This window comes from Rubrobacter sp. M3-4 (assembly GCF_059772285.1).
Map to the genome: position 1 here is coordinate 19652 of NZ_JCBAJP010000011.1, position 21653 is coordinate 41304.

General features: G+C 63.1%; 22 protein-coding genes and 1 pseudogene. 17 read left to right on the forward strand and 6 right to left on the reverse strand.

Going from position 1 to position 21653, the window contains the following annotated elements; all coding sequences use genetic code 11:
• Positions 1–10: 10 nt before the first annotated feature.
• The 4 genes from AC6EKW_RS11950 to AC6EKW_RS11965 are packed head-to-tail and all read right to left on the reverse strand — an operon-like array spanning position 11 to position 4807.
• The gene (locus tag AC6EKW_RS11950; protein WP_273888294.1) at positions 11–1423 is read right to left on the reverse strand and encodes a nitrogenase component 1; all 1413 of its coding nucleotides are present in this window, start codon (positions 1421–1423) and stop codon (positions 11–13) included.
• Positions 1420–2739: a nitrogenase component 1 gene (locus tag AC6EKW_RS11955; protein WP_498514502.1), complete on the reverse strand. Its 1320-nt coding sequence runs from the start codon at positions 2737–2739 to the stop codon at positions 1420–1422. The genes AC6EKW_RS11950 and AC6EKW_RS11955 overlap by 4 nt, the downstream gene beginning before the upstream one ends.
• Positions 2740–2780: 41 nt before the next feature.
• Complete coding sequence (locus AC6EKW_RS11960; RefSeq protein WP_273888296.1) at positions 2781–3497, reverse strand: DeoD-type purine-nucleoside phosphorylase; 717 nt, start codon at positions 3495–3497, stop codon at positions 2781–2783.
• A 29-nt stretch (positions 3498–3526) separates the two neighbouring features.
• A complete protein-coding gene (locus tag AC6EKW_RS11965; RefSeq protein ID WP_273888297.1) occupies positions 3527–4807 on the reverse strand; it encodes a thymidine phosphorylase in 1281 nt (426 codons plus the stop codon).
• A gap of 198 nt (positions 4808–5005) precedes the next feature.
• Here AC6EKW_RS11965 and AC6EKW_RS11970 point away from each other — a divergent pair.
• From AC6EKW_RS11970 to ptsP, 14 genes and pseudogenes are all read left to right on the forward strand, one after another.
• Positions 5006–5167, forward strand: a pseudogene (locus AC6EKW_RS11970) (PTS fructose transporter subunit IIC); the annotation flags it as partial.
• Positions 5168–5531: 364 nt separating this feature from the next.
• On the forward strand, positions 5532–5957 hold the full coding sequence (locus AC6EKW_RS11975) for a transcriptional regulator GutM (protein WP_273888299.1): 426 nt from the start codon (positions 5532–5534) through the stop codon (positions 5955–5957).
• A 33-nt stretch (positions 5958–5990) separates the two neighbouring features.
• Positions 5991–6614, forward strand: coding sequence for a PTS glucitol/sorbitol transporter subunit IIC (srlA, locus tag AC6EKW_RS11980; protein ID WP_498514503.1), 624 nt, complete (start codon positions 5991–5993; stop codon positions 6612–6614).
• Between the two features lie 13 nt (positions 6615–6627).
• The gene (gene srlE / locus AC6EKW_RS11985; RefSeq protein WP_273888301.1) at positions 6628–7659 is read left to right on the forward strand and encodes a PTS glucitol/sorbitol transporter subunit IIB; all 1032 of its coding nucleotides are present in this window, start codon (positions 6628–6630) and stop codon (positions 7657–7659) included.
• Positions 7660–7698: 39 nt separating this feature from the next.
• On the forward strand, positions 7699–8085 hold the full coding sequence (locus AC6EKW_RS11990; RefSeq protein WP_273888303.1) for a PTS glucitol/sorbitol transporter subunit IIA: 387 nt from the start codon (positions 7699–7701) through the stop codon (positions 8083–8085).
• A gap of 116 nt (positions 8086–8201) precedes the next feature.
• Positions 8202–9347 (forward strand): NAD(P)H-dependent oxidoreductase, encoded by a 1146-nt coding sequence (locus tag AC6EKW_RS11995; protein WP_498514504.1) that lies wholly within the window; start codon positions 8202–8204, stop codon positions 9345–9347.
• A 37-nt stretch (positions 9348–9384) separates the two neighbouring features.
• Positions 9385–9663 (forward strand): PTS sugar transporter subunit IIB, encoded by a 279-nt coding sequence (locus AC6EKW_RS12000; protein WP_498514505.1) that lies wholly within the window; start codon positions 9385–9387, stop codon positions 9661–9663.
• Between the two features lie 18 nt (positions 9664–9681).
• Entirely contained in the window at positions 9682–11085 is a 1404-nt protein-coding gene (locus AC6EKW_RS12005; protein WP_273888307.1) for a PTS galactitol transporter subunit IIC, read from the forward strand.
• Positions 11086–11109: 24 nt separating this feature from the next.
• Positions 11110–11619, forward strand: a complete 510-nt coding sequence (locus AC6EKW_RS12010) for a PTS sugar transporter subunit IIA (RefSeq protein ID WP_273888308.1) — start codon at positions 11110–11112, stop codon at positions 11617–11619.
• The gene (locus tag AC6EKW_RS12015) at positions 11616–12617 is read left to right on the forward strand and encodes a sugar-binding transcriptional regulator (RefSeq protein ID WP_273888309.1); all 1002 of its coding nucleotides are present in this window, start codon (positions 11616–11618) and stop codon (positions 12615–12617) included. The genes AC6EKW_RS12010 and AC6EKW_RS12015 overlap by 4 nt, the downstream gene beginning before the upstream one ends.
• 35 nt (positions 12618–12652) lie before the next feature.
• A complete protein-coding gene (locus tag AC6EKW_RS12020) occupies positions 12653–13570 on the forward strand; it encodes a thiamine pyrophosphate-dependent dehydrogenase E1 component subunit alpha (protein WP_498514536.1) in 918 nt (305 codons plus the stop codon).
• Positions 13571–13610: 40 nt separating this feature from the next.
• Positions 13611–14570: an alpha-ketoacid dehydrogenase subunit beta gene (locus AC6EKW_RS12025; protein WP_498514506.1), complete on the forward strand. Its 960-nt coding sequence runs from the start codon at positions 13611–13613 to the stop codon at positions 14568–14570.
• Entirely contained in the window at positions 14570–15781 is a 1212-nt protein-coding gene (locus tag AC6EKW_RS12030) for a dihydrolipoamide acetyltransferase family protein (RefSeq protein ID WP_498514507.1), read from the forward strand. Before AC6EKW_RS12025 ends, AC6EKW_RS12030 begins: the two co-directional genes overlap by 1 nt.
• A 22-nt stretch (positions 15782–15803) precedes the next feature.
• Positions 15804–17444 (forward strand): phosphoenolpyruvate--protein phosphotransferase, encoded by a 1641-nt coding sequence (ptsP, locus tag AC6EKW_RS12035; RefSeq protein WP_498514508.1) that lies wholly within the window; start codon positions 15804–15806, stop codon positions 17442–17444.
• 6 nt (positions 17445–17450) lie between these two features.
• Here the strand turns inward: ptsP and AC6EKW_RS12040 are convergent, their stop codons facing one another.
• Positions 17451–18623 carry a phosphopentomutase gene (locus AC6EKW_RS12040; protein ID WP_498514509.1) on the reverse strand — a complete coding sequence of 391 codons (1173 nt, stop codon included), beginning with the start codon at positions 18621–18623 and terminating at the stop codon, positions 17451–17453.
• 70 nt (positions 18624–18693) lie between these two features.
• On the opposite strand from AC6EKW_RS12040, the gene AC6EKW_RS12045 reads away from it, so the two are divergent.
• Positions 18694–19188: a GNAT family N-acetyltransferase gene (locus tag AC6EKW_RS12045; RefSeq protein WP_273888317.1), complete on the forward strand. Its 495-nt coding sequence runs from the start codon at positions 18694–18696 to the stop codon at positions 19186–19188.
• Here the strand turns inward: AC6EKW_RS12045 and AC6EKW_RS12050 are convergent.
• The gene (locus tag AC6EKW_RS12050) at positions 19185–19721 is read right to left on the reverse strand and encodes a hypothetical protein (protein WP_498514510.1); all 537 of its coding nucleotides are present in this window, start codon (positions 19719–19721) and stop codon (positions 19185–19187) included. The two genes, AC6EKW_RS12045 and AC6EKW_RS12050, sit on opposite strands and share 4 nt — an antisense overlap.
• An 89-nt stretch (positions 19722–19810) precedes the next feature.
• Here AC6EKW_RS12050 and AC6EKW_RS12055 point away from each other — a divergent pair, with 89 nt between their 5' ends.
• Together AC6EKW_RS12055 and AC6EKW_RS12060 are read left to right on the forward strand one after the other, a co-directional pair.
• Entirely contained in the window at positions 19811–20749 is a 939-nt protein-coding gene (locus AC6EKW_RS12055; RefSeq protein WP_498514511.1) for an ABC transporter ATP-binding protein, read from the forward strand.
• Positions 20746–21600, forward strand: coding sequence for an ABC transporter permease (locus tag AC6EKW_RS12060; RefSeq protein ID WP_273846312.1), 855 nt, complete (start codon positions 20746–20748; stop codon positions 21598–21600). Before AC6EKW_RS12055 ends, AC6EKW_RS12060 begins: the two co-directional genes overlap by 4 nt.
• Positions 21601–21653: the final 53 nt, after the last annotated feature.

Below are 21653 nucleotides of genomic sequence, written 5' to 3' on the forward strand. Positions count from 1 at the left end.
AACGCCTCCTCTAGAACCTCGAGTCCTCCAGTATCTCGCGGGTGATCCTGTGCTCGCCCAGCTCCCTCGCTCGCTCCTCGGCGAGCCTGCGCGCCCGTCCCCGCAGGAACGCCGGTACCTCCTCGAGGGCGGCGAGCGCCTCTCCGGTCCACACGGGTTCCTCCGGTGCCGCCGGCGAGGGGCTCCTGGTGCGGCGCAGCGCGCCGTCCACCGCATCGGCCAGCAGTGCCGCCCCCCGGTAACCCATGAGCGGCAGGCGGACGAACGGATGTACCGCGGCCGGAGGGCAGAGCGGGAGGAAAGAGGCGCCGGATCTCTCCGCAGCCTCACGCTCGAAGTGCGTCGCTATGAGCAGGTCCGGGCGGGTGCGCTCCACCCTCAGGGCCACCTCCCCCGGCTCTTCGGCGACGAAGGTCTTCTCGGTGAACGTGCCGGCGTGGAACGAGAAGTCGTGCTCGAGATGGGAGAGGTAGGTCCCGCTCCAGGCGATCTTCGCCCCGACCTCGCGCGAGAGAGCGTAGCCGAGCCCCACCGCGTAGGTGAAATCTCCGAAGATCGCGACCTTCTTCCCCCGCAGGGTCCGGGGGCTGAGAAGCCGGGCGTACCACGGCAGCTTCGCCGTCTGCGCCAGCTCCCGGAAGACGAGCCGCCGCACCCGCTCCTCGCTCGTCGAGCAGGCCTCTCCCACCGCCCGCAGCGCTGCCCCGGTGCCGGCCGAGCCGATCATGGGGGTGGTGATCCTCGGCATCCCGAAGCGTTCTTTGAGGAAGCGGGTGGCCGACTCGCCGGCCTCCCTGTAGAGGACGACGTTCGCCCACGCCCGGGGGAGGTTCCGGAGGTCTTCCAGGCTTGCTCCGAGCGGCACCCGGGCGTTCACCCCGACGCCGAGTCCCGCCAGGAGCCGCTGCAGCTCGTCCATCTCGGCCTCCGCCCTCGGGTCCAGTACCGGGGCGCCGAAGAGGTTGACCGAAGGCTCGGGTGTCTTCTCCTGGGGGACCGCGTACTCCCGGACGAGTTCGGCGAGCATGAGGTCGGCGGCCTCGTGCTCACCGAGTCCCGGCTTCTGCCAGGGGCATCGGAAGAGACGGCGGGGACGATCTTCTCTTGCCGGCAACCTCACCTCGGGCACCTCTTCTCCCGAGAGCAGCGCGGAATCCGAGCGGGCCACGATGACGGCGCCGACCCCGGGGTGTCGCCGCACGACCTCGAGTACGTCCCTCTGCAGGCTCTCCGCCCCTCTGCCCGCCGGACTCGGGGAGACCGGCGCACGCCCTTCGTAGCGCGCCCAGGGCCCCCAGAGAACCTGGAAGTACTCCTCGTGGGCGGAAGCCCGGAAGATTACCCACACGTCCTTCAGGCTCGCGGCGACCCTGAGGATGCCGTGGGCCGAGGGGCCCTCGTAGACGCCCGCTACCACCCTCACAGCTTTATCGAGTCCAGATCTTCGGCCCGATCGAGGGTGCTGCAGAGGAACTCGAGCACCCGGCGGGCTCCGCGGTAGCCGTAGACCCCGAGCTGCATGAGCTCCGTGCTCTGGCAGCACAGCCAGCCCCGCGCGGCGAGCGGTACGTGGAGCCCGGGGCTGGCGACGACGATGTCGGGGCGGCTGCTCTCGATGCGCTCCATCTGTCCCTCGGGATCCGGCGCCTCGACCACGTCCACCTCGCCTCCGAGCGCCTGTATCTCCGCAGAGAGCACCCGGCGGTCGAGGCGCGGTACGCCCACCTCCACGATGACCGCCCCGGCGTCCGCCAGGAAGCGCGCCAGCGGCAGCTCGAGCCCGGTATCCCCGGCGAAGAAGATCCTCTTGCCCCGGATACGGCTTCTGAGCGGCTCGAGCTCCTCCCACGTGGGGTGTGGTCCGCCGGCCCACTTCACATCCAGCCCTGCTGCGGAGGCCACGTCCTGCAGAAACCTCGAGGTGCCCCCGATCCCGATCGGGAGCAGGCTGCGCACCACCAGCGCGCCGCGCTCTGCGGCGGCCCGGACGGCGGTCGGCAGATACGGCGAGCAGGCTGCCACTACCACGCCTTCGCCCAGGGCGGGCAGGCTCGCCGCTCCGAGCCCGGGCAGCCCCCCCGCCACCTCGACCCCCAGACGGTCCAGCTCCGACGCGAGCTCCTGCCAGGCGCCGGGGGGAGACCCGGCCCCGAGCAGGACCACCCGGCGGGATTGCTCCCGGCCGGGCCTCTCCGAGCGCCCGGTCCCGAAGAGTCCCCCGAACAGACGGCCGGTGCGGCCCTTCGGCGGTGGTGTAGGGGCTATCTCGCCCGTGGCGGCGGGACACAGGTCGACGAGCGCCGCCAGCGCCCGGTCCTCCAGGTCGGTGGATAGGATGCGTGATCCCTCGGGCTCGAGCCCCACCGCCCGGACCGGCACCCCCAGACGCCTCTCCGCGAGCCGGGCTTCGAATGCCGCGTCCACCCCCAGTTGTCGCGCCGGGCGCCCGCAGACGATGAGCCCGGCCGAGATGCCCGCCAGACCGTCGGCCGCCTCGGCTACGCCGGAGGCCACGCTCCCCTGTCTCACCTTCGTCTCCGGGTCGAGCAGGATGAACCGAACCCGCTCTCCCGGTGAGTAGTCCGCGGTCAGGGCTCCCGGCAGCAGGCGGGACAGGTGTATATCGGAGCGGGTTCCGACGAGGACGATGAGCACGTCGGACAGCTCTTCGGAGAGGCTCCTCAGGCCGCAGAGCGGCGAGAGGACGTCAGGTGTGCCCGCTTCGTCGAGGATGGTCAATTTCTTCCGGATCCCCTCCCGAGATACCGTCCCCCAGAAGACTAGTCTAGCGCGACGAGGGTGTCGAGCGCCAGCTCCACCATGCCTTCCACCGCCTCCTTGAGCGCCGCGTCGGAGATGCGCTCGGTCTCGTGCCCGGTGAAGGTGTCGGAGACTGTGAGCAGGCACCCCGCCCGTGCTCCGTGCATCGCGGCGAGGGTGAAGATGGCCGCGGCCTCCATCTCGACGGCGAGGACCCCAAGCTTCCCCCACGTTTGCTTGGGATCCTCCATGGGGTCGTAGAAGAGGTCGGAGCTGACGATCGGGCCGGTGAAGACCTTCCTCCCGGCCTCCTGCGCGGCGTGGTGGGCGGCGTGCACGATCTCGAAGCTGGCCGCCGGGGCGTAGGGCAGCCCCCGGGTGAGCTTCGAGACGGTCCCGTCGAGCGGGGTCGCGGCGGTGGCGACGACGAGGTCCCCGAGCTGCATCTGCGGGTGGTAGCCGCCGCAGGTGCCGACCCTGAGCAGGTTCCTGGCTCCGAGCTGCAACAACTCCTCCGCGACGATGGAGGCGCTAGGGCACCCCATCCCGGTCGTCTGCACCGAGACGGGACGGCCTTTGTAGGTGCCGGTGTACCCGAGCATCCCACGCTCCTCGTTGACGAGCCGGGCGCCCTCGAAGAAGTTCTCTGCTATGTAGCGGGCCCGCCGGGGGTCGCCCGGCAAGAGCACGCTCTCGGCGTAGTCTCCCGGCTCGGCGCGCAGGTGGACGGGGCTCAAGTCTCGCTACCTCCCTCCTCCGTTCTCTTCTACGGACCCTCAAGGATAGCAGGGAGAGGGCGGGGCGGCTCGTCGGAGATCCCGATCGAACGCACCAGCCGTCTTCGAGCCTCTTCGAGGCCCCGCCCGCCTCTGTGGTAGAGGAGGGCCACCTCTCGCCCGCTATCGACGCCGTCCCCGACCCGGACGAGCACCTCGACGCCGACGCCGGGGTCCACATCATCACCTTTTCTCTGCCGCCCGGCGCCGAGCAACAGCGCCGCCTCACCGACGAGGTGGGCGTCGAGGCGGGCGACGTAACCGTCGCGGGGGGCTCTCACGGCCTCGACCTCCCCGGAGACGGGGAGGGTATCGAGCGCGGAAGGATCCCCCCCCTGGGCGGCGACGAGGCGGAGGAAGGTCTCGTAGGCCGCCCCCGAGGAGATGGCCCGCTCGACATCCCGTCCGGGCTCCTCCCGCCCCGCGAGCGAGAGCAGACGCGAGGCGACGGTCTCGGCGGTCTCCGAGAGGTCTTCCCTGACCTCCTCCCCCTTCAGGAACCTCACGGCCTCCCGCACCTCGAGCGCGTTGCCGACGGCGCTGCCCAGCGGCTCGTCCATCCCGGTGATGATCGCCGAGGCGGAGATGCCGAACCGACCGCTCAGCCGTACGAGCATCCCGGCGAGCTCGCGGGCATCCTCCACGCTCTTCATGAACGCTCCCGAGCCGCACTTCACGTCGTAGAGCAAAAACTCCGCGCCGGTGGCCACCTTCTTGGAGACGATCGAGGATGCGATGAGCGGCAGCGAGTCCACCGTCGCGGTCGCGTCCCTCAAGGCGTAGATCGCCCGGTCCGCCGGAGCGACCTCCCCGGCCTCTCCGATCGCGATCCCCACCTCCTCGACCTGCCTCCGGAAGCGATCCTCCGTGAGCGCGCACGAAAAGCCGGGGATGGACTCGAGCTTGTCCACCGTCCCACCCGTCGTCCCCAGCCCCCGGCCGGAGAGCTTGGCGACCGGGAGCCCGCAGGCGGCGGCGACGGGGAGAGCGGTGAGCGAGACCTTGTCCCCGACCCCGCCCGTGGAGTGCTTGTCCGCGCATCCCGGAAACGAATAGTGCTTCCCGGAGTACGCCATCGCCCGGGTCATCGCGAGCGTCTCCCCGTAGCTCATGCCCCGGAGCAGGATCGCCATGAGTAGGGCGGACATCTGGTAGTCCGGGATCTCACCCGAGGTATACCCGAGGACGACCTCCTCTATCACATCCCGCGGGAGTTCTCCTCCACGCTTCTTGACCTCGATCGCTTCGAGTATCCCACCGCTCCCTGGCACCTTTCCTCCCCGCGTCATCGTTGCCACGAAGACCCATCTTAACCCGTACACGGCATCCTTGAGGATGTCGTGTACCCAGAGATTTTGTGGGGGCGGGCATCGTAGCCGCCGACGCCATCCTGCTCGGCGCGATGGTAGCCTCCGGCATGTGTGGACCGGTACCGCGGACAACGGACGGGCCGACTGAACCACACGAGAGCCTCTTTTATCACCGAGGAGGAGATCCCCTTCACGGCGGGCCCGCTGCGCGTGATCCCCTCGAACATGGTAGGCTCAGCGATGGCCGGGACGCTCTCGCTCGCGTTCGGTTGTACCCTGCGGGCGCCCCACGGTGGCATCTTCGTGATCGGGCTCGTCGGACGCTGGACGCTATAGCAACGGGTAGAAGGCTGGGTAGATAAACCAGCTTGCAGACGCGCGTACCGCCAAACATCAGGTTGATCTCAGCCCGATCACGCACAGGCTCAACAGTCGACCTCGTAAGACTTTAGCCTACGAGGCTCTAACTGCTACACCTGTCAAGACCGTTGTGCTTGCCGATGAACCACAAGCTTTCCTGTACGAGTTCGGGTTCAACAAACTGCCAGTAAACCTCACAGCTTAAGAACTTTAGCATCTGGAAGTGTGCGTGCCGAATAGAAGTCAAAATTTTACATTTGCTCTTGACTGGAACATTAGTCAAAGATATTATGTTGCGAGACGAACTCGGGAAGGGGTAAGTCGAATGACGATATGGTCGGCATTGCTTATGGTGTTGGGGGTGTTATGGCTGGCTCAGATAGTCGGCACCTACTTCCAGATGCGCCACTACCGGCGAGTTCTGGGCAGGATCACAGAGAGATACAGCGAGGGGTATGTGGGGGTAGGCAACTCGCGGACACGTTTTGGTAAAGGGGTCATTCTTATCCTGGTGGTTGACAGCAAGGGGGTAATAATCCGGGAAGCTTTGCGAATGAAGGGTATGACAGTATTTGCCCGTTTCAAGAGATGCTCAGCGCTTGAGGGATTGGACCTGGAGAAAATCAAGAATGGGGGTGAGCCGCTGATGGATCGTTCCACTGCACTAGCCGCTCAGAGAGCGATTGAGCAGATCGAGCGGATAAGCGAAGAACGTGGCCGTCAACTTGTCTCCGGTCAAGCAAAAAAATAAACACATACGAGACATAGTAGGGGGGTAGAGATCATGCACGAAATATCTGGCTGGCTGAGTCATGACCAGGTACTAGCTCTGATTCAGAGCGCTTCGAAAGCCCAGCAGCAAGTGCAGGCAGGAGGCATCTTCGGAACTCTGGGTGCGATAGGGCAGTGGTTCATTGGACTTTTCCAAGCGGGTGGGAAGGTCTTCGTCAGCTATGTAACCGGTATACTGCCACTCCTAATCGTGCTGTTGACGGCACTTTACGCCGTTATAAACCTTGTCGGTGAGCAGCGCATACACCGGGCTGCTAGGTTCGCGGCCGGGAACATAATTACCAGGTACTCGTTGCTGCCGCTTCTCGCGGTGTTCTTTTTGACCAACCCGATGGCGTACACCTTCGGGACTTTTCTGGAAGAGAAGTACAAGCCAGCCTTCTATGATTCTGCGGTTTCCTTCGTACACCCGATACTCGGGCTCTTCCCGCATGCCAATCCCGCGGAACTCTTCGTGTATCTTGGGGTGGCACACGGCATTCAGAAACAAGGGCTTCCTCTCGGCCCTCTAGCGGTCAGGTACTTCATCGTCGGGTTGATCGTCATCTTTATTCGCGGGGTTGTAACTCAACAGATAACGTTTTTCTTGGCCCGCCGTCAGAACATAGAACTTTAGGGGACGTTAAAAGATGCAGGAGCAGGAGAAGAGGCGTACCTTCAGAGCCGTACGAGTCGAGCGCGGAGCTCAGGGATGGGGAGGCCCGCTCGTAATCAAGCCCACCGAGGAGAGGGATAAGATCTCAGCGGTTACTGGGGGAGAGATCCCACCTGTAGCCCGCAGGCTCGCCGAGCTCACCGGAGCAACTGTGGTGGATGGATTCCGCAATCCACCCCCGGATGACGAGATCGCTGCTGTAGTTATAGATTGTGGAGGGACCGCGCGCGCCGGGGTCTACCCGAAAAAGCGCATTCCGACGATCAACCTTACCCCATCGGGGCAGACTGGGCCTCTGGCCCAGTTCATAAAAGAGGATATCTACGTAAGCGGGGTTCGGCCAGAGAACATCAGCCTGGTTAATGAAGAGAGCACACCGATCACCGACGTTGGGGAGGCTGAGCCCCGAGGTGCTCCTGCCAATCCTTTCGAGCTTGGGGGTAGAGCCCAGGAGGCTATCCCGGAGCACGGGGGTGGCATCACCGGGTTCATCTCTCGGCTGGGCCGCATTATGGGCGGCATCATAGGGGTACTCTACCAGAGCGGTCGACAGGCGATAGACCAGGTCATAAGGAACATCCTGCCGTTCATCGCCTTCGTAACGATGCTCATCGGGATCATCAACGCGACCGGTTTGGGCAATATAATCGCTCATGTTCTGACCCCTCTTGCAGGCAGTCTACCGGGTTTGATCGTTCTCTCGTTGATCGTGGGATTGCCTTTCCTCTCCCCGGTCCTTGGTCCGGGGGCGGTCGTGGCTCAGGTTACCGGTGTTCTCGTCGGGCAGCAGATAGCCGCAGGCAACATTGCCCCGGCCTTTGCGCTCCCGGCGCTCTTCGCCTACGACACTCAGGTGGGGTGTGACTTCATCCCGGTGGGACTCTCTCTCGGAGAGGCCAAGCCCAAAACCATAGAGGTCGGGGTCCCAGCAGTACTCTTCTCGCGCCAGATCACCGGCCCCATAGCGGTCATCATAGCCTGGGCGTTTAGCCATGGACTCTACTGATAGAGCGCCTGCGCTCGAAAGCAAGGGGGATAGGAAGTTTTGGATAAGGTTTATTCAACGGAGATAAAGGAGCTCGGCCCTGAGGCGACAGAGTTTCTTGACGCGGGTATGGCCATCCTCTTTCAGACCGGGGCTCCACCGGAGCTGGCCGAAATGAGTGTGCTGCATGAGCCACGGGTCTGTCGGGAAGCCCCTCCTTTGCCAGGAGATGTGCTCCGTGTTGATGCGGCGAAGGTTCATATAACGGCCATTGGTGAGAAAGCCTGGCAGAACATGCGTTCTCTTGGTCACGCCGTCCTCAAGTTCAACGGAGAAAAGACGCCAGAGTTGCCCGGGGACATCTGTTTGGAAAAACTGGATGGCAAACGAATTGCAGAAGCCTTCAGGCCTGGTGTGAGGCTCGAGATAGATGCGGAGACAAGATGAGTCTGCGCCGGAGACTGGAAGAGCTGCAGCGGGAGGGCAAGCCCATCAGGGTCGGCCTTATCGGAGCGGGACAGATGGGGCGTGGTTTCATTGCGCAGGTGACCTGTATCCCGGGTATGGAGGTGGTCGCCTGCGCAGACATGTTTCCCGAGCGCGCTATCTCCGCACTTCGGGAAGCCGGGCTTGCGCCGACGGAAGGTGTCGGTGGTCTGCCTGGACGTCCGGCCGTGACCGATGACGCGGTTATGGTTGCACGTTCTGAAGGGATAGACGTCGTAGTTGAAGCGACCGGTGTACCCGAAGTAGGCGCGCGAGTTGCCTATGAAGCCATACAGAGTTCAAAGCATACTGTCATGCTCAACGCCGAGGCCGACGTTACCGTTGGCACCATACTCGCTCGAATGGCTAAGAGCGCAGGCGTCGTCTACACTGGCTCTGCCGGGGACGAGCCCGGTGCGATAATGGAGCTTTTCGAGTTTGCCTCTACCCTGGGCTTCGAAGTGGTCGTCGCGGGGAAGGGTAAGAACAATCCACTCGATGTGTCGGCGACGCCCGATTCGGTAGCAGAGGAGGCACACTCCAAGCGTATGAACCCACACATGCTCGCCTCCTTCGTGGATGGAACTAAAACCATGGTCGAGATGGCTGCGCTAGCCAACGCAACCGGTTTCGTCCCAGATGTTCCGGGGATGCACGGTCCTGAGGAAACTGATCCCAACCGTCTCTCGGATATCTTCAGCCTCAAGGAAGAGGGAGGGTTGCTCTCTCACTATGGCGTGGTCGACTACGTTCGGGGAGTTGCCCCTGGAGTCTTCGTCGTGGTTCGCTCTCAGGAAGGAGCCGTACGAGAAACAATGCACTACGTGGGCCGTGGTGAGGGGCCTAACCACGTACTCTATCGCCCCTATCACCTCACGAGCCTGGAAACCCCGCTCTCCGTGGCACGTGCAGCTATCTATGGCGAGCCCACGATAGTCTCGCTGCCCGAGCCTTCAGCCGAGGTGGTGGCGATTGCGAAAAGGGACATACCAGCAGGAGAAAAATTGTGCAGTATAGGCGGCGAAGACTACTACGGCAGGCTTTATGCAGCAGGTGAGGCAACGAGTATGCTGCCTATAGGTCTCGCCGCGGGTGCTCGTACCATCCGATCCATACCACGAGGGCAAGCTATACCACGCACCGCAGTGGAGCTCGCTGATGATTCCTTCGTGGTTAGCCTGAGGAGATTGCAGGAGGCGACCAATATTCACTCAGAACAGTAATGCAGCTAATCAGGAGACGATAGAGAGGTAGATAGTAGTGAAGCGCATTCTGGTCATATGCGGAACCGGCATAGCGACTTCCACGGTCGTGGCACAGAAAATCAAAGAGTACTGCATCGCTCACAACATAGAGGTGACAATAGATCAAAAAAAGGTAATGGAAACCTTGAGTGGCGTAGAAGGGTACGACCTTGTCGTTTCCACCACCCAGGTGCCATCGAATGTGCAAACCCCTACCATTAGCGGACTGCCTTTTATCACGGGGGTGGGGGTAGAGGAAACCTTAAAAGAGATAGAGAGTAAGTTGCGAAGCTAATTACAAGGAGGCTTGCGCGTGTCCCACATAACTCAGTTCATAACCAGCCTCGGGCCATCGGTTGTCCTTCCTGTTCTGATCTTCGTCTTCGCCCTCATCCTGGGCCAGAGGCCAGGACGAGCATTCCGGTCCGGCCTTCTGATCGGCATAGGTTTCGTAGGCATCGGCTTAGTCATAAACCTACTGACCTCACAGATCGGACCGGCGGCCAAAGGTATGGCGAAGAACTTCAACGTGGGATTGAACACGATAGACGTGGGCTGGCCAGCAACCTCGGCGATAGCTTTCGGATCTCAGGTTGGTGCCCTCGTCATCCCTCTTGGGCTTGCGGTCAATATACTTCTCCTGACGGTAGGTCTTACCAGAACGTTGGATATAGATCTCTGGAACTACTGGCACATAGCCTTCACCGGCGCTCTGGTGGCAATCTTAAGCGGTAGCATACTCTGGGGCTTCGCTGCTGCAGCAATACACATGGTGATCCTACTCGCTCTTGCGGATTGGAGCGCGCCTTGGATCCAAAAGTACTATAACTACCCCAACATTTCGCTGCCGCACGGGACCTCAGCACCGTATATCTTACTCGCCATCCCGCTAAACTATGTCTTCGACCGTATCCCCAAAGTTCGCGATCTGAAAGCAGATCCGGAGACCATCCAGCGGAGGTTCGGGGTCTTTGGTGAATCGATTATCTTGGGACTCGTGCTCGGCCTTCTGCTCGGCATCTTGGGTGGTCTGTCGTTCATCAAGACGGTACAGTTGGGGATCAACCTGGCAGCGGTGATGTTACTGTTGCCACGGATGGTCTCAATCTTGATGGAGGGGCTGATTCCCATCTCTGAGGCGGCACGAGAGTTCGTGCAGAGGCGCTTTCCGGGCCGAAATCTCTATATAGGTCTGGACTCAGCGGTAGCCGTCGGAGCTCCGGCGGTCATCGCCACCGCCGTGCTCATGGTGCCGATAACCCTGCTCTTGGCAGTGATATTGCCTGGCAATCACGTCCTTCCTTTTGGGGACCTGGCAACCATGCCGTTCATCGTGGTAATGATGGTTCCTATACTTGGGGGAAACATTCTGCGCTCGGTAATAGCAGGGACGATCGCGATAGCCGGGGGCCTGTATATAGCGACCTGGATCTCTCCTACCTTCACTCAAGCTGCGGAGAACGTGAATTTTAAGGCCCCGGGCGGGGCAACTCACCTCTCGTCCCTGGTTGATGGAGCAAACCCGCTGACGGCCGTCTTCTACGCGCTGGGGCACGTTCCGACCGTAGGGTTGCCTCTGCTCGCCGTGGTGGCGCTGCTTTTCGCGTGGTGGGTGTCACGCCGCTCCCAGCAGGAGCCTTCGCCTGCGAGTGGAGCGCCAGAGGAACCTGTAGAGCTTGAGCGTACGGGAGAACCGGACATTACTACTGAGGCGTGAAAGAATGAGGGGACTTGGGCAACTATGACATCAGAGGTGGAAACCACAGGAAGCGGGTCTCCTTTTGCTCCACATCTCATTAAGCTTGGGCTCGAAGCTGCTGATAGGAAGAAAGCCCTGAGTGAACTTTCACGTTTGTTGGAGGATTCGAATAAGGTGCGTGATTCATACCTGGGGGCGGTTTTGGTGCGGGAAGAAGAGTTCCCGACCGGACTCCCTACTCCAGGGGCGGCGATAGCGATTCCACACGCGGATCCAGAACACTGCTTGGAGCCTGCTGTAGCGGTGGGGATCACGAAGTCCCCCGTCTCTTTCGCGGAGATGGGTTCACCCGAGTCGGAGCTCGATGTCAGGATCATATTTCTCATCTCGGCGACGGAGTCTGGAGACCACCTACGATGGCTGAGTACTCTTGCTACGGTCTTCCAAGATCCCGATTTCGCCCTCAGATTGCTCGACTCTAAGGACAGCTGCGAAGCATACAGGCTACTGGATGAAGCATTCGGATTTCACAAGGAGAGCGATAGAGCATGATTGTTTACTCGCTCAAGGGGAACAACCTCTCTTCGCAAGACAGGCTGATCTTGAAGGTACTCAAGCTTTATTATGAGCACAACCTTACGCAGACCGAGGTCGCCAACAGGATGGGCTTCTCCCGACCCAAGGTCTCCAAACTACTTGCCGAAGGCCGGGCACGGGGCTTGGTCAGGATACAACTCGCCCAGCCAGCGGGGGACTTCACGGAACTCGAGATAGCTCTCGAAAATCGTTATGGTCTGCCGGAGGCACTCGTGGTCGAGACCGCGGATGATCCTCGCGCTACCGAACTTGCGGCGGGGGGAGCAGCAGGAGAGCTCCTCTCAGGTATCTGCGACGAGACCACCACGCTTGGTCTCTCTTGGGGACGCGCCTTGCGGGGCTTAGCCGAAGCCTTGCCTGCCCAAGCGTTCACGTGTGGAAGAGTGGTTCCGCTGGTCGGGGGCATGGGGAGGGCCCAGAATTCTCTACATGCCAACCAGATCTGCTCCGTGGTCGCCAGCAAGCTCGGGACAGAGTGTGTATTCCTGACGACCCCAGCGATGGCTCCTTCTCCACAATCCCGCGCCGAGCTTGCTGAGACACCAGGGATACAGGAAGCACTCATCGAAGGCACCCGGTGTGATGTGGCCGTCGTTGGCATTGGGGCGGTTCACCCAACCTCGACGATAGTACAGGCCGGGTATTTGAGCCTTGAAGACTTTCTCGCTTTGGGAAAGCGTGGGGTCGTAGGGGACATTTGTTGCCATTTTATAGACGGGGCCGGGGAGCCATGCTGCCCGGAGATCTCAGACAGGGTCGTCGGTATCACTCTAGAGCAGTTGAAAGACATCCCGAAGGTCATCGGGATAGCGACCGGGGCCGAGAAGGCTGCGGGGGTAGCTGCAGCCCTCACAGGAGGCTACCTCGACGTGCTGGTCACCGACCGTGAGTTGGCTGAGACCCTTTTGAACATCACACTCCACCATCGAGAGGAGAAAGGAGAGCTTGCTTGAGCGCACAGGACGGTCGGATCAGACTTCTCGAAGAGATGCTTCTGATTCGTGCCTTCGACGAGAAGGTCAATGACCTCTATGCCGAGGGCAAGGTCCACGGCACGGCCCACTTCTACGTTGGCGAAGAGGCGGTTGCCGTCGGTGTGATCTCCACTCTGCGAAAGGGCGATGTAATCACCTCTACACACCGCGGACATGGGCACGCTATAGCTTTCGGGCTCGACATAGATCGAATGGCCGCGGAGCTTCTGGGCAAGGCAGAGGGGTACTGCCATGGTAAAGGTGGCAGCATGCACATAGCGGATGTAAGCGCGGGGATGCTCGGCGCCAATGGAATCGTCGGTGGGAGCATGGGGATAGCCTGCGGCGCAGGGTGGGCCTTCAGGAGACGAGGCGAGGATAGAGTTGTAGTTTGCTTCTTCGGCGATGGGGCCGTGCAGGAAGGCATCTTCAGCGAAGCCCTGAACTTGGCCTCGATCTGGGATCTCCCGGTGGTCTTCGTATGTGAGAACAACCAGTACGCGATGTCCATAAGCGTCGAGCGGGCATTGGCAGGAGAACGTATCTCCGAGCGGGCCTCAAGTTACGCCATGCCTGGGGTCACGGTCGATGGAATGGATCTCCTCGCCGTGCAGGAAGCCGCTCGAGAGGCCGTTTCGCTCGCCCGCGGAGGTGGCGGTCCCTCGCTTATCGAAGCTGTTACCTACCGATACCTCGGACACTCCAAGAGCGATGCAAACCTTTACCGCACCAGAGAGGAAATACAGCGCTGGCGTGAGCGTGATCCTATATCTCGCTTCGCCTCGTTGCTTGAGAAAGAGGGTGTGCTAGAGGAGGGAGGGGTGGAGCAGATGGAGCGCTCTGCCAGAAGCAGGATAGAGCAAGCTTTCGAGCGGGCGGCGTCTCTCCCAGAGCCCGAGCCTGAGAGCGCCCTGGAGGACGTTTATGCCTAGTGGACGCGAAATCTCCTATCGGGAGGCCGTCCGGGAAGCAATGGTCCAGGTGATGCGGGGAGATGACAACGTCTTTCTGATCGGGGAAGACGTCGGTGTCTACGGCGGAGCTTTCGGCGTCTCACGCGGGATGATCGAAGAATTTGGTCCCGATCGAGTCGTGGATGCACCGCTGTCCGAAGCTGCAACGGCCGGGATGTGCGTAGGTGCGGCCCTGCTCGGTATGCGCCCGATCTTCGAGATACAGTTCTCGGATTTCATTACCCACTGTATGGACCAGTTGGTAAACCAGGCAGCCAAGCTGCGCTACATGTTCGGTGGCGAAGCAAGGGTGCCGCTGGTCGTGCGTACCCCGGGAGGGGCGGGTACGGGTGCCGCTGCCCAGCACTCCCAGTCCCTCGAAGCTTGGTTTGTCCACGTCCCTGGCCTCAAGGTGGTGATGCCCTCCACCCCATACGATGCTAAAGGGCTCCTGCTCGCCGCACTCGACGATCCCAATCCCGTCATCTTCTACGAGCACAAGCTCCTTTACAATCGTAAGGGCGAGGTTCCCGAAGAACTCTACCGACTACCGCTCGGCGAGGCCGCAGTGAGCCGGGAGGGCGATGATGTAACTATCGTCTCCTGTGGGCTTGTCCACCACTTCGCGCTCGAAGCCGCGCAGGAGCTCTCCGGTGAAGGCATAGAGGCTGAGGTTATAGACCTCAGGACACTCTCACCGATGGACCATGCCACCGTGCGACGTTCAGTGGAGAAGACCGGCAGGCTTGTGGTTGTCGAGGAAGACGTGAAGACCTGTGGGTGGGGTGCGGAGGTGATCTCACGCCTCACCGAAAGCGAGACGTTCTACGCGCTCGACCGTGCTCCGGCACGGGTAGCCGGAGAAGACACACCGATCCCGTACAACAAAACCCTTGAGGCTTTCGTGCGTCCGAGTCCGGAGAAAATAACCCGGGCTGTACATAGCTTGCTGGACGCCAGGGTGGGGGTGTACGGCTGATGGCTGTCGAACTGAAAGTCCCGGCGCTGCTGATGGATATGGAGGAGGTTGCCATCTCGCGTTGGCTCGTAAAAGAGGGCGCGACGGTGAAGAAAGGTGATCCTCTGCTCGAGATAGACACCGATAAGAGCACCTTCGAGGTCGAGTCACCGGCAGACGGCGAGGTACATGGCATACGAGGTGAGCCAGGGGATACTATGCCTGTGGGGGCACGCTTAGCCTACATTCTTGCTCCAGGAGAGAAAGAAGCCGGGCTTGCCGAGAGGCTCGCCACCACCTCCGACGGAGAAATAAAAAGGAACGAAAAGGTCCGTTCTGCTCGATCCCAGCGAGGACAAAAGAACGGTCGGGAGCTTCGAGCCTCTCCTGCAGCTCGTCGGGCTGCAGCCGAGCGCGGCATCGCGCTTGAGGATGTTCGCGGCTCAGGACCCTATGGCAGGGTCTACCTCTCGGATGTGCTCGCCGTGGATACCTCGGAGATGTCCCGTGAGCTCCCCATCGGGATGCTAGAGAGCACATGCGAGGATGAGGAGGGGGGGGTGATCCGGGAGCCGCTCTCCCGCATCCGCAGAATCGGGGCCGAACGTACCGCTCGCAGTTTCGCCGAGGTTCCTCATTTTTATCTCACCCGCGAACTCGAGGTTGGGAGGCTTCTCGAGTTACACGAGAAGCTCAAAGAGAAGCTAGTTCCAGCCCCCTCGTTCAACGACCTGCTTTCTTTTGCCGTCTGCCGTACTCTGCCAGATCATCCCAGGATAAACAGCCGCTACGAGGATGGAATGCTCCTGATCAACCGCCAGGTGAATCTCGGAATAGCCGTGGCCACTGATGACGGGCTCGTCGTTCCCGTAGTGCGGGGCGCGAACGATATGCGCCTTGCAGAGTTCGTGGCGTGTGCCAGAGAGGTCATATCCCACGCCCGGGAGGGGAGGCTCTCCCCACAGGAGCTCTCAGGGGCTACCTTTACTGTTTCCAACCTTGGTATGATGGGAATAGACTCATTCGATGCGGTCATAAATCCACCTGAAGCTGCTATCCTGGCCGTAGGACGTGTGAAGACGGTTCCAGAGTGGCACGAGGGTGAGTGGCTACCTAGACGGGTAATTTCCGTTACTCTTTCGGTCGATCATCGAGCTGCTGATGGGGCTGATGGTAGTCGCTTCCTTGCAGCTCTAGCGGATGTGTTGCTCGACTGGGAACTGCTGCTCTGACGGGAAGGAGATTGTGGCCGGGGTGAAGAATGCGAGGTTAGAGGGAGTTGCGGCCTCTGAGGGTGTTGCGGTGGGGCCACCCTTCCATTACCGTCCCCAGACTCTCGAACCCGAGCGTACTTCGATCCGAGAGGAGGACGTCGGGCGGGAGGTAGAGCGCTTTCACGCAGCGGTGGAGAGGGTCGCGCGGAGGATCTCCCAAACCAGGGAAGAGCTCGAGAGGCGTGGAGCCTCCGAGGAGGCCGGGATCCTCGAGGCGCACGTGGAGCTTGCAAAAGACCCCGAGCTCTCCTCGGAGGTGGAGAGGAAGGTGAAGGAGGAGCTGAAAAGCCCCGAGGTCGCCCTGCTCGAGAGTGCAGAGGAGTTCGCCACGCTCTTCGAGGGAATGGAGGACGAGTACCTGAGAGCCCGGGCCGATGACGTGAGGGACGTCTCCCGCCAGATAGCCTCCGAGATCATGGGCGTCTCCTCTTCTTCGCTCTTCTCGCGGATGGAGGGGCCCTCCGTCGTCGTGGCGCAGAACCTCGCCCCTTCGGAGACGGCGACGCTCCCGAAGGAGAAGGTTCTCGCCATCGTGACGGCCGAGGGGTCGAAGACCTCCCACGTCGCGATCATGGCCCGCTCGATGGGCATCCCGGCCGTCGTGGGGCTCGGAAGCGAGGCCATCGAAGGGCTCTCTTCGGCCTCCGTCGTGGCGGTGGACGGTGGTGAGGGCTACGTGGTGGCAGACCCGGACCCCGAGGAGCTCGCCCTCTTCGAAGAGAAGGAGCGCGCGGTGAGCGCCGAGAGGGAATCACTCGAGGCTTTCCGACACGTCCTGGCCAGGACCAGAAGCGGCAGGCGCATAGAGGTCTCTGCCAACCTCGGCTCGCCCGAAGAAGCTGAAGGAGCCCTGCAGTGGGGGGCCGAAGGGGTGGGGCTCTTCCGGACGGAGTTCCTCTTCATGCAGAGGGAGAGCCTGCCGGAGGAAGAGGAGCAGTACGAAGCCTACGCCGCGGTGGCCCGAGCCTTCTCGGGTAGACCCGTCATCGTGCGCACCCTCGACGTGGGAGGAGACAAAGACCTGCCCGGCATAGAGCAACCCGAAGAGGATAACCCCTTTCTGGGCTGGCGGGGGATAAGGATGTCCCTCGACGAGCCGGAGCTCTTCAAGGTTCAGATCAGAGCGCTGCTCAGGGCCGCCACAGAAGGCAACCTCAAGGTCATGTTCCCCATGGTCACGGGGGTGGAGGAGGTGAAGAGGGCCCGGCGGCTCATAAAAGAGTGCGAGGGAGAGCTCGAAGCGGAAGGGAAGCCGAAAGGGGAGCTCGAAGTCGGGGTGATGATAGAGACCCCCGCTGCGGCGTTGTGCGCGGAAGAGCTTGCAGAGGAGGTCTCCTTCTTCTCCGTAGGCACCAACGATCTCGTGCAGTACACCCTGGCCGTGGACAGGGGAAACGAGAAGCTCAAGAAGCTCTACCGGGCCGATCACCCGGCGGTCTTGAAGCTGATCGAGACGACCTGCCGGGCGGCGGAGGAAGGGGGGATCTGGGTCGGGGTGTGCGGGGAGGCGGCATCCGATCCCGATCTCATCCCCACGCTGGTGGGGCTCGGGGTGAGCGAGCTCTCGATGAGCCCCCCCTCCATCCCGCGGGCGAAGAAGGTGATCTCGGAGCTGCCGTAGGCCTCTTCAGCCGAGCAGGCTCTCCCCCGGCAGCCCCTTTCCGTCCGCGCCGAGCCAGGCGGCGACGGTCGCCCCGACGTCCGAGAAACCCCGGCGCACGCCGAGCGGGCGTGCCTTCCCGCTGGCGGCCGCCAGGAGCAGCGGAACCCGCTCGCGGGTGTGGTCGGTGCCGCGGAAGGTCGGGTCGTTGCCGTGGTCGGCGGTGATGATGAGGAGGTCCTCTTCGCCGAGGGTTGCCAGGATCTCCGGGAGGCGCCGGTCGAAGCGCTCCAGGTTCTCCGCCATCCCCTCCGGGTCGCGCCGGTGGCCGTACTTCGCGTCGAAGTCGACCAGGTTCGCGAAGACGAAGCCCTCCTCGAGGTCGCCGAGCGCCTCGAGCACCGCGTCCACCTTCGCCATGTCGTCCGGTTTACCGGGGAGGTGGCGGGTTATCCCCCGGCCGTCGAAGATGTCGTAGACCTTGCCAACGGCGACGACCTCCCGCCCGGAGGCCTCCACCCTGTCCAGATAGGTCTCCCCGAAGGGCTCGATGCCGTAGTCGTGGCGGTTCTCGTTCTCCCGTTCGTAGGAGCCGGGCTCCCCGTGATAGGGGCGGGCGATGACCCGCTCGACCATTATCCTACCCTCGCCGATGAGCATACGGTGGGCTTTCTCGCAGGCCGCGTAGAGCTCCTGAAGCGGGATCACACCGGTGTGGGCCGCGACCTGGAAGACCGAGTCGGCGGAGGTGTAGACGATCCAGGCGCCCGTCCTCTCCTGCTCGGGCCCGAGCTCCTCTATTATCTGCGTGCCGGAGGCGGGGCGGTTGCCGATCACCCTCCTCCCGGTCTCCCGTTCGAAGCGGGAGATGATCTCCTGCGGGAACCCCTCGGGGTATGTGGGGAGCGGCTCTTCCAGCACGAGCCCCATCATCTCCCAGTGGCCGGCGAGCGTGGCCTTCGCCGCCGAGCGCTCGGTCATGAGGCCCCAGGAGGCCCGGGGCTCTTCGGTTGGAGGCACTCCTTCCAGCTCCAGGACGTTGCCGAGCCCGAGGGAGGCCAGGTTCGGCAGCCTGAGGTCGCCCACGGCCCGGGCGGTGTGGGCCAGCGTGTTCGCGCCCTCATCGCCGAACCTGGCCGCGTCGGGAGCGTCTCCGGCCCCGACCCCGTCCAGCACGATCACGGTGGCCCTGCGTCCCATGTCCCTCCTCGCGGTACCATCTATACTGCCGTGTCGGGGAGAATATTAACGTCTGGAGCGTTCTTGCGAGATGGATTCGATCTCTGAGACGAAGACCACGGAGGGTCGGGTGCGCGACGCCCGGGCCGAAGATGCCGGTGTCCTCTACGAGCTGGCCTGCGAGCTGGCGAGGGCCGTAGGAGACGTGGAGCCGCCGCAGGGGGCGGTGAGAGAGAGGTTGCTCGAGCTTCTGGAGGAGCCGCGGGCCCGGGTCTTCGTGGCCGAGCTCGGGTGTGGCGTCGTCGGGGCAGCGAGCGCCTGGGTGAAGCCGGATCTCGCCCACGGCGACCGGGTGGTCGAGGTGCCGATGCTCGTCGTCTCGCAGGAGTACCGGCGCAGGGGGTTCGGGAGGCTCCTGATCGAGGCGGTGAAAGAGCTCGCTCTCGCGAGCGGGGCCTCGCTCATCGAGCTGGTCGCCACGAAGGACAACAGGAGCGCCCGCAACTTCTACCGGACGATGGGCTTCGTCGAGACCGAGCACGTGGCGCTCGAGTACGTCGGCGACCTGCGCGGGACCTCCTCCTAGAGGAGCACCCGGGCCGCGGCGAGGAGCAGGATGGCGGTGGTGGGCAGGGCAGCGTAGAGGATGCGCCTCAGAGGAACCTCCTGCACGATGCGCAGCCCGGCCGGGATGAGCCCGGCCCCGAAGAGCACCCCGAGGACCCATCTGAGACCCGGTACGGCGGAGAGCACGGCCAGGTACCCGAGCGGGTACGCGAGCGTCCGCCAGGTCATCAGGTAACCGAAGCGCCCCCCGAGCGTTCCCAGGTGGTAGAGCGCGCCGAGCGCGAGGGAGAGCGGGAGCGGTAGGAGGAGCGCCACCGCGGCCTCCCGGATTCCCCCCGCGAAAAACCACGCCACGGCCGCCGGAAGCCCTGAGAACGCCAGGAAGAGCGCCGGGGCGCGCACGTCACCGAGCTTCGGCAGGACCTCGAAGAACTGCAGGGGGTGTGAGACGAGCCGGCCGAAGAGCCTGAGGTAGCTGGAGAGCGGGCGCGAGACGTCCCACTCGCTCGGCGCCCCCCGGATCGTCTCCCGCGTGTAGCCGCGCTTCGTCATGGCGGCAGTATACGCGGTGTGCCAGGTGTTTTGCGCCCCATGACCCCGGGCGGTATAACTCTGTGGGCGTGTCCTGTGAAAGGAGATCTTTGAGAGGTTCATCAGAGGATGACGGCGACCTCGTCGTCGAGACCCGGGGGCTGACCAAGCGCTACGGGAGGGTGCTCGCCGTGGACGGCGTGGACCTCCACGTGCGGCGGGGTGAGATCTACGGGTTCCTCGGGCGCAACGGGGCGGGAAAGACGACCACCCTGCGGATGCTCCTCGGCCTGATCCGGCCCACCGCCGGGGAGGCCCGGGTGCTCGGACAGAGGCCCGGGGATCCGGCCGTGCTCTCCCGGATCGGCTCTCTGGTCGAGACGCCGGCCTTCTACCCCTTTCTCTCCGGGATGGACAACCTGCGCGGGGTGGCGAGCTACGCCGGGATCCGGGCGGGACGGGGGAGGTTGCGCGAGGTGCTCGAGCAGGTCGGGCTCGGGAAGAGCGCGAGGACGAAGTTCAGGAAGTACTCTTTAGGGATGAAGCAGCGTCTCGGCGTGGCGGCGGCGCTCTTGAAGGACCCGGAGCTGCTCGTCCTCGACGAGCCCACGAACGGGCTCGACCCGCAGGGGATAACCGAGATGCGTACCCTGATCCGCTCGCTCAGGGAGGAGGGCAGAACGGTGCTTCTCAGCAGCCACCTGATGTCCGAGGTCGAGCAGGTGTGCGACCGGGTCGGGATCATAAGCCGGGGGCGTCTGGTCGCCGAAGGCTCCGTCGAAGACCTGCGCGGGGTGGGCGGTCTCGTCGTGCGGGCCGAGCCCCTCGGGAGGGCCGGTGAGATCCTCCGCTCCGTGGAAGGCGTGGGGGGAGTCGAGGTTTTGGACGGCGAGCTGCGCCTCGCCGCTGCCCCCGAGGCCGCGCCGGCGGTGGCCCGCGCCCTGGTCGAGTCCGGGATGGAGCTGCTGGAGCTGCGGGTGGCCCGGCGGTCGCTGGAGGAGGCGTTCTTCGAGCTCGCAGGCGAGCGGGAAGGGGAGGGTGGGACGTGATCGCGTGCCTCCGCTTCGAAGTCTACAAGTTCCTCCGGCGGCCATCCACCTGGATACTCGCGCTCATCCTCGTCGTCGCCGTCGCCTTCCTGGACTACTACCAGCTCTACAATGCCTACGAGACGACCGTGAACGGCGGCAAATCTTTCGTCGGGAACCTCTCGGGGCGCGGTCTGAGAGACTTCAGGGATTACATGCTACCGAAGGAGGCCACGCTCAACATCCCCTCGTTCCTCGCAGCGCTCGCCGCGCCGTTCGTCCTGATCCTCGGGGCACTCTCGGTCGGGAGCGAGTACGGCTGGGACACCGTGAAGACCTCGCTCACCCAGGGAGTCGGGAGGGCGGGCCTGCTCGCCGGGCGCGTCCTCGCCGTCGCCGTGGTCACCCTGGCCTTCGTTGTCGTCTCGTTCGCCGCCGGGCTCGTCTCGAGCTACGTCGTCGCCGGGGCGCTCGGCGTGCGGGCGGTAGCCTGGCCGGAGGCCTCCATGCTCCTGAAGAGCATGGGGGTCACCTGGCTCATCTTCGGCGCCTGGGCCTCGCTCGGGATGTTCCTCGCGTTCCTGTTCCGGGGGACGGCGCTCTCGATCGGGCTCGGCCTCATCTACGGGATCGTCTTCCAGACGCTCATCTCGAGCCTCTCGGCCAACAGCGAGCTCTTCCAAAGGATACTCGACGCGCTGCTCTCCAAGAACTCCTCCGATCTGGTGAGCTCGCTCGGCAGCGCGCCGAAGGCCTTCTCCGGGGGGCAGAGCACCGGTGACCCGACCCAGGCCGCTCTCATCCTCTCCGCCTACGTCGTCGCCTGTCTTCTGCTCTCGGCACTCCTTTTCGGGCGGCGGGACGTGACCTAGGCGGAGCGGGGAAGCATCCACGCTTACTGTTATACTTTCGAGCAGGTATCGAG

Bases quoted from the DNA above. Each gene is read 5' to 3' on its own strand.
- AC6EKW_RS11975 (WP_273888299.1), top strand. From the start codon at position 5,532: ATGACGATATGGTCGGCATTGCTTATGGTGTTGGGGGTGTTATGGCTG.
- srlA (WP_498514503.1), top strand. From the start codon at position 5,991: ATGCACGAAATATCTGGCTGGCTGAGTCATGACCAGGTACTAGCTCTG.
- srlE (WP_273888301.1), top strand. From the start codon at position 6,628: ATGCAGGAGCAGGAGAAGAGGCGTACCTTCAGAGCCGTACGAGTCGAG.
- AC6EKW_RS11995 (WP_498514504.1), top strand. From the start codon at position 8,202: ATGGAGGTGGTCGCCTGCGCAGACATGTTTCCCGAGCGCGCTATCTCC.
- AC6EKW_RS12010 (WP_273888308.1), top strand. From the start codon at position 11,110: ATGACATCAGAGGTGGAAACCACAGGAAGCGGGTCTCCTTTTGCTCCA.
- AC6EKW_RS12015 (WP_273888309.1), top strand. From the start codon at position 11,616: ATGATTGTTTACTCGCTCAAGGGGAACAACCTCTCTTCGCAAGACAGG.
- AC6EKW_RS12020 (WP_498514536.1), top strand. From the start codon at position 12,653: ATGCTTCTGATTCGTGCCTTCGACGAGAAGGTCAATGACCTCTATGCC.
- AC6EKW_RS12025 (WP_498514506.1), top strand. From the start codon at position 13,611: ATGGTCCAGGTGATGCGGGGAGATGACAACGTCTTTCTGATCGGGGAA.
- AC6EKW_RS12030 (WP_498514507.1), top strand. From the start codon at position 14,570: ATGGCTGTCGAACTGAAAGTCCCGGCGCTGCTGATGGATATGGAGGAG.
- AC6EKW_RS12040 (WP_498514509.1), bottom strand. From the start codon at position 18,623: ATGGGACGCAGGGCCACCGTGATCGTGCTGGACGGGGTCGGGGCCGGA.
- AC6EKW_RS12045 (WP_273888317.1), top strand. From the start codon at position 18,694: ATGGATTCGATCTCTGAGACGAAGACCACGGAGGGTCGGGTGCGCGAC.
- AC6EKW_RS12050 (WP_498514510.1), bottom strand. From the start codon at position 19,721: ATGACGAAGCGCGGCTACACGCGGGAGACGATCCGGGGGGCGCCGAGC.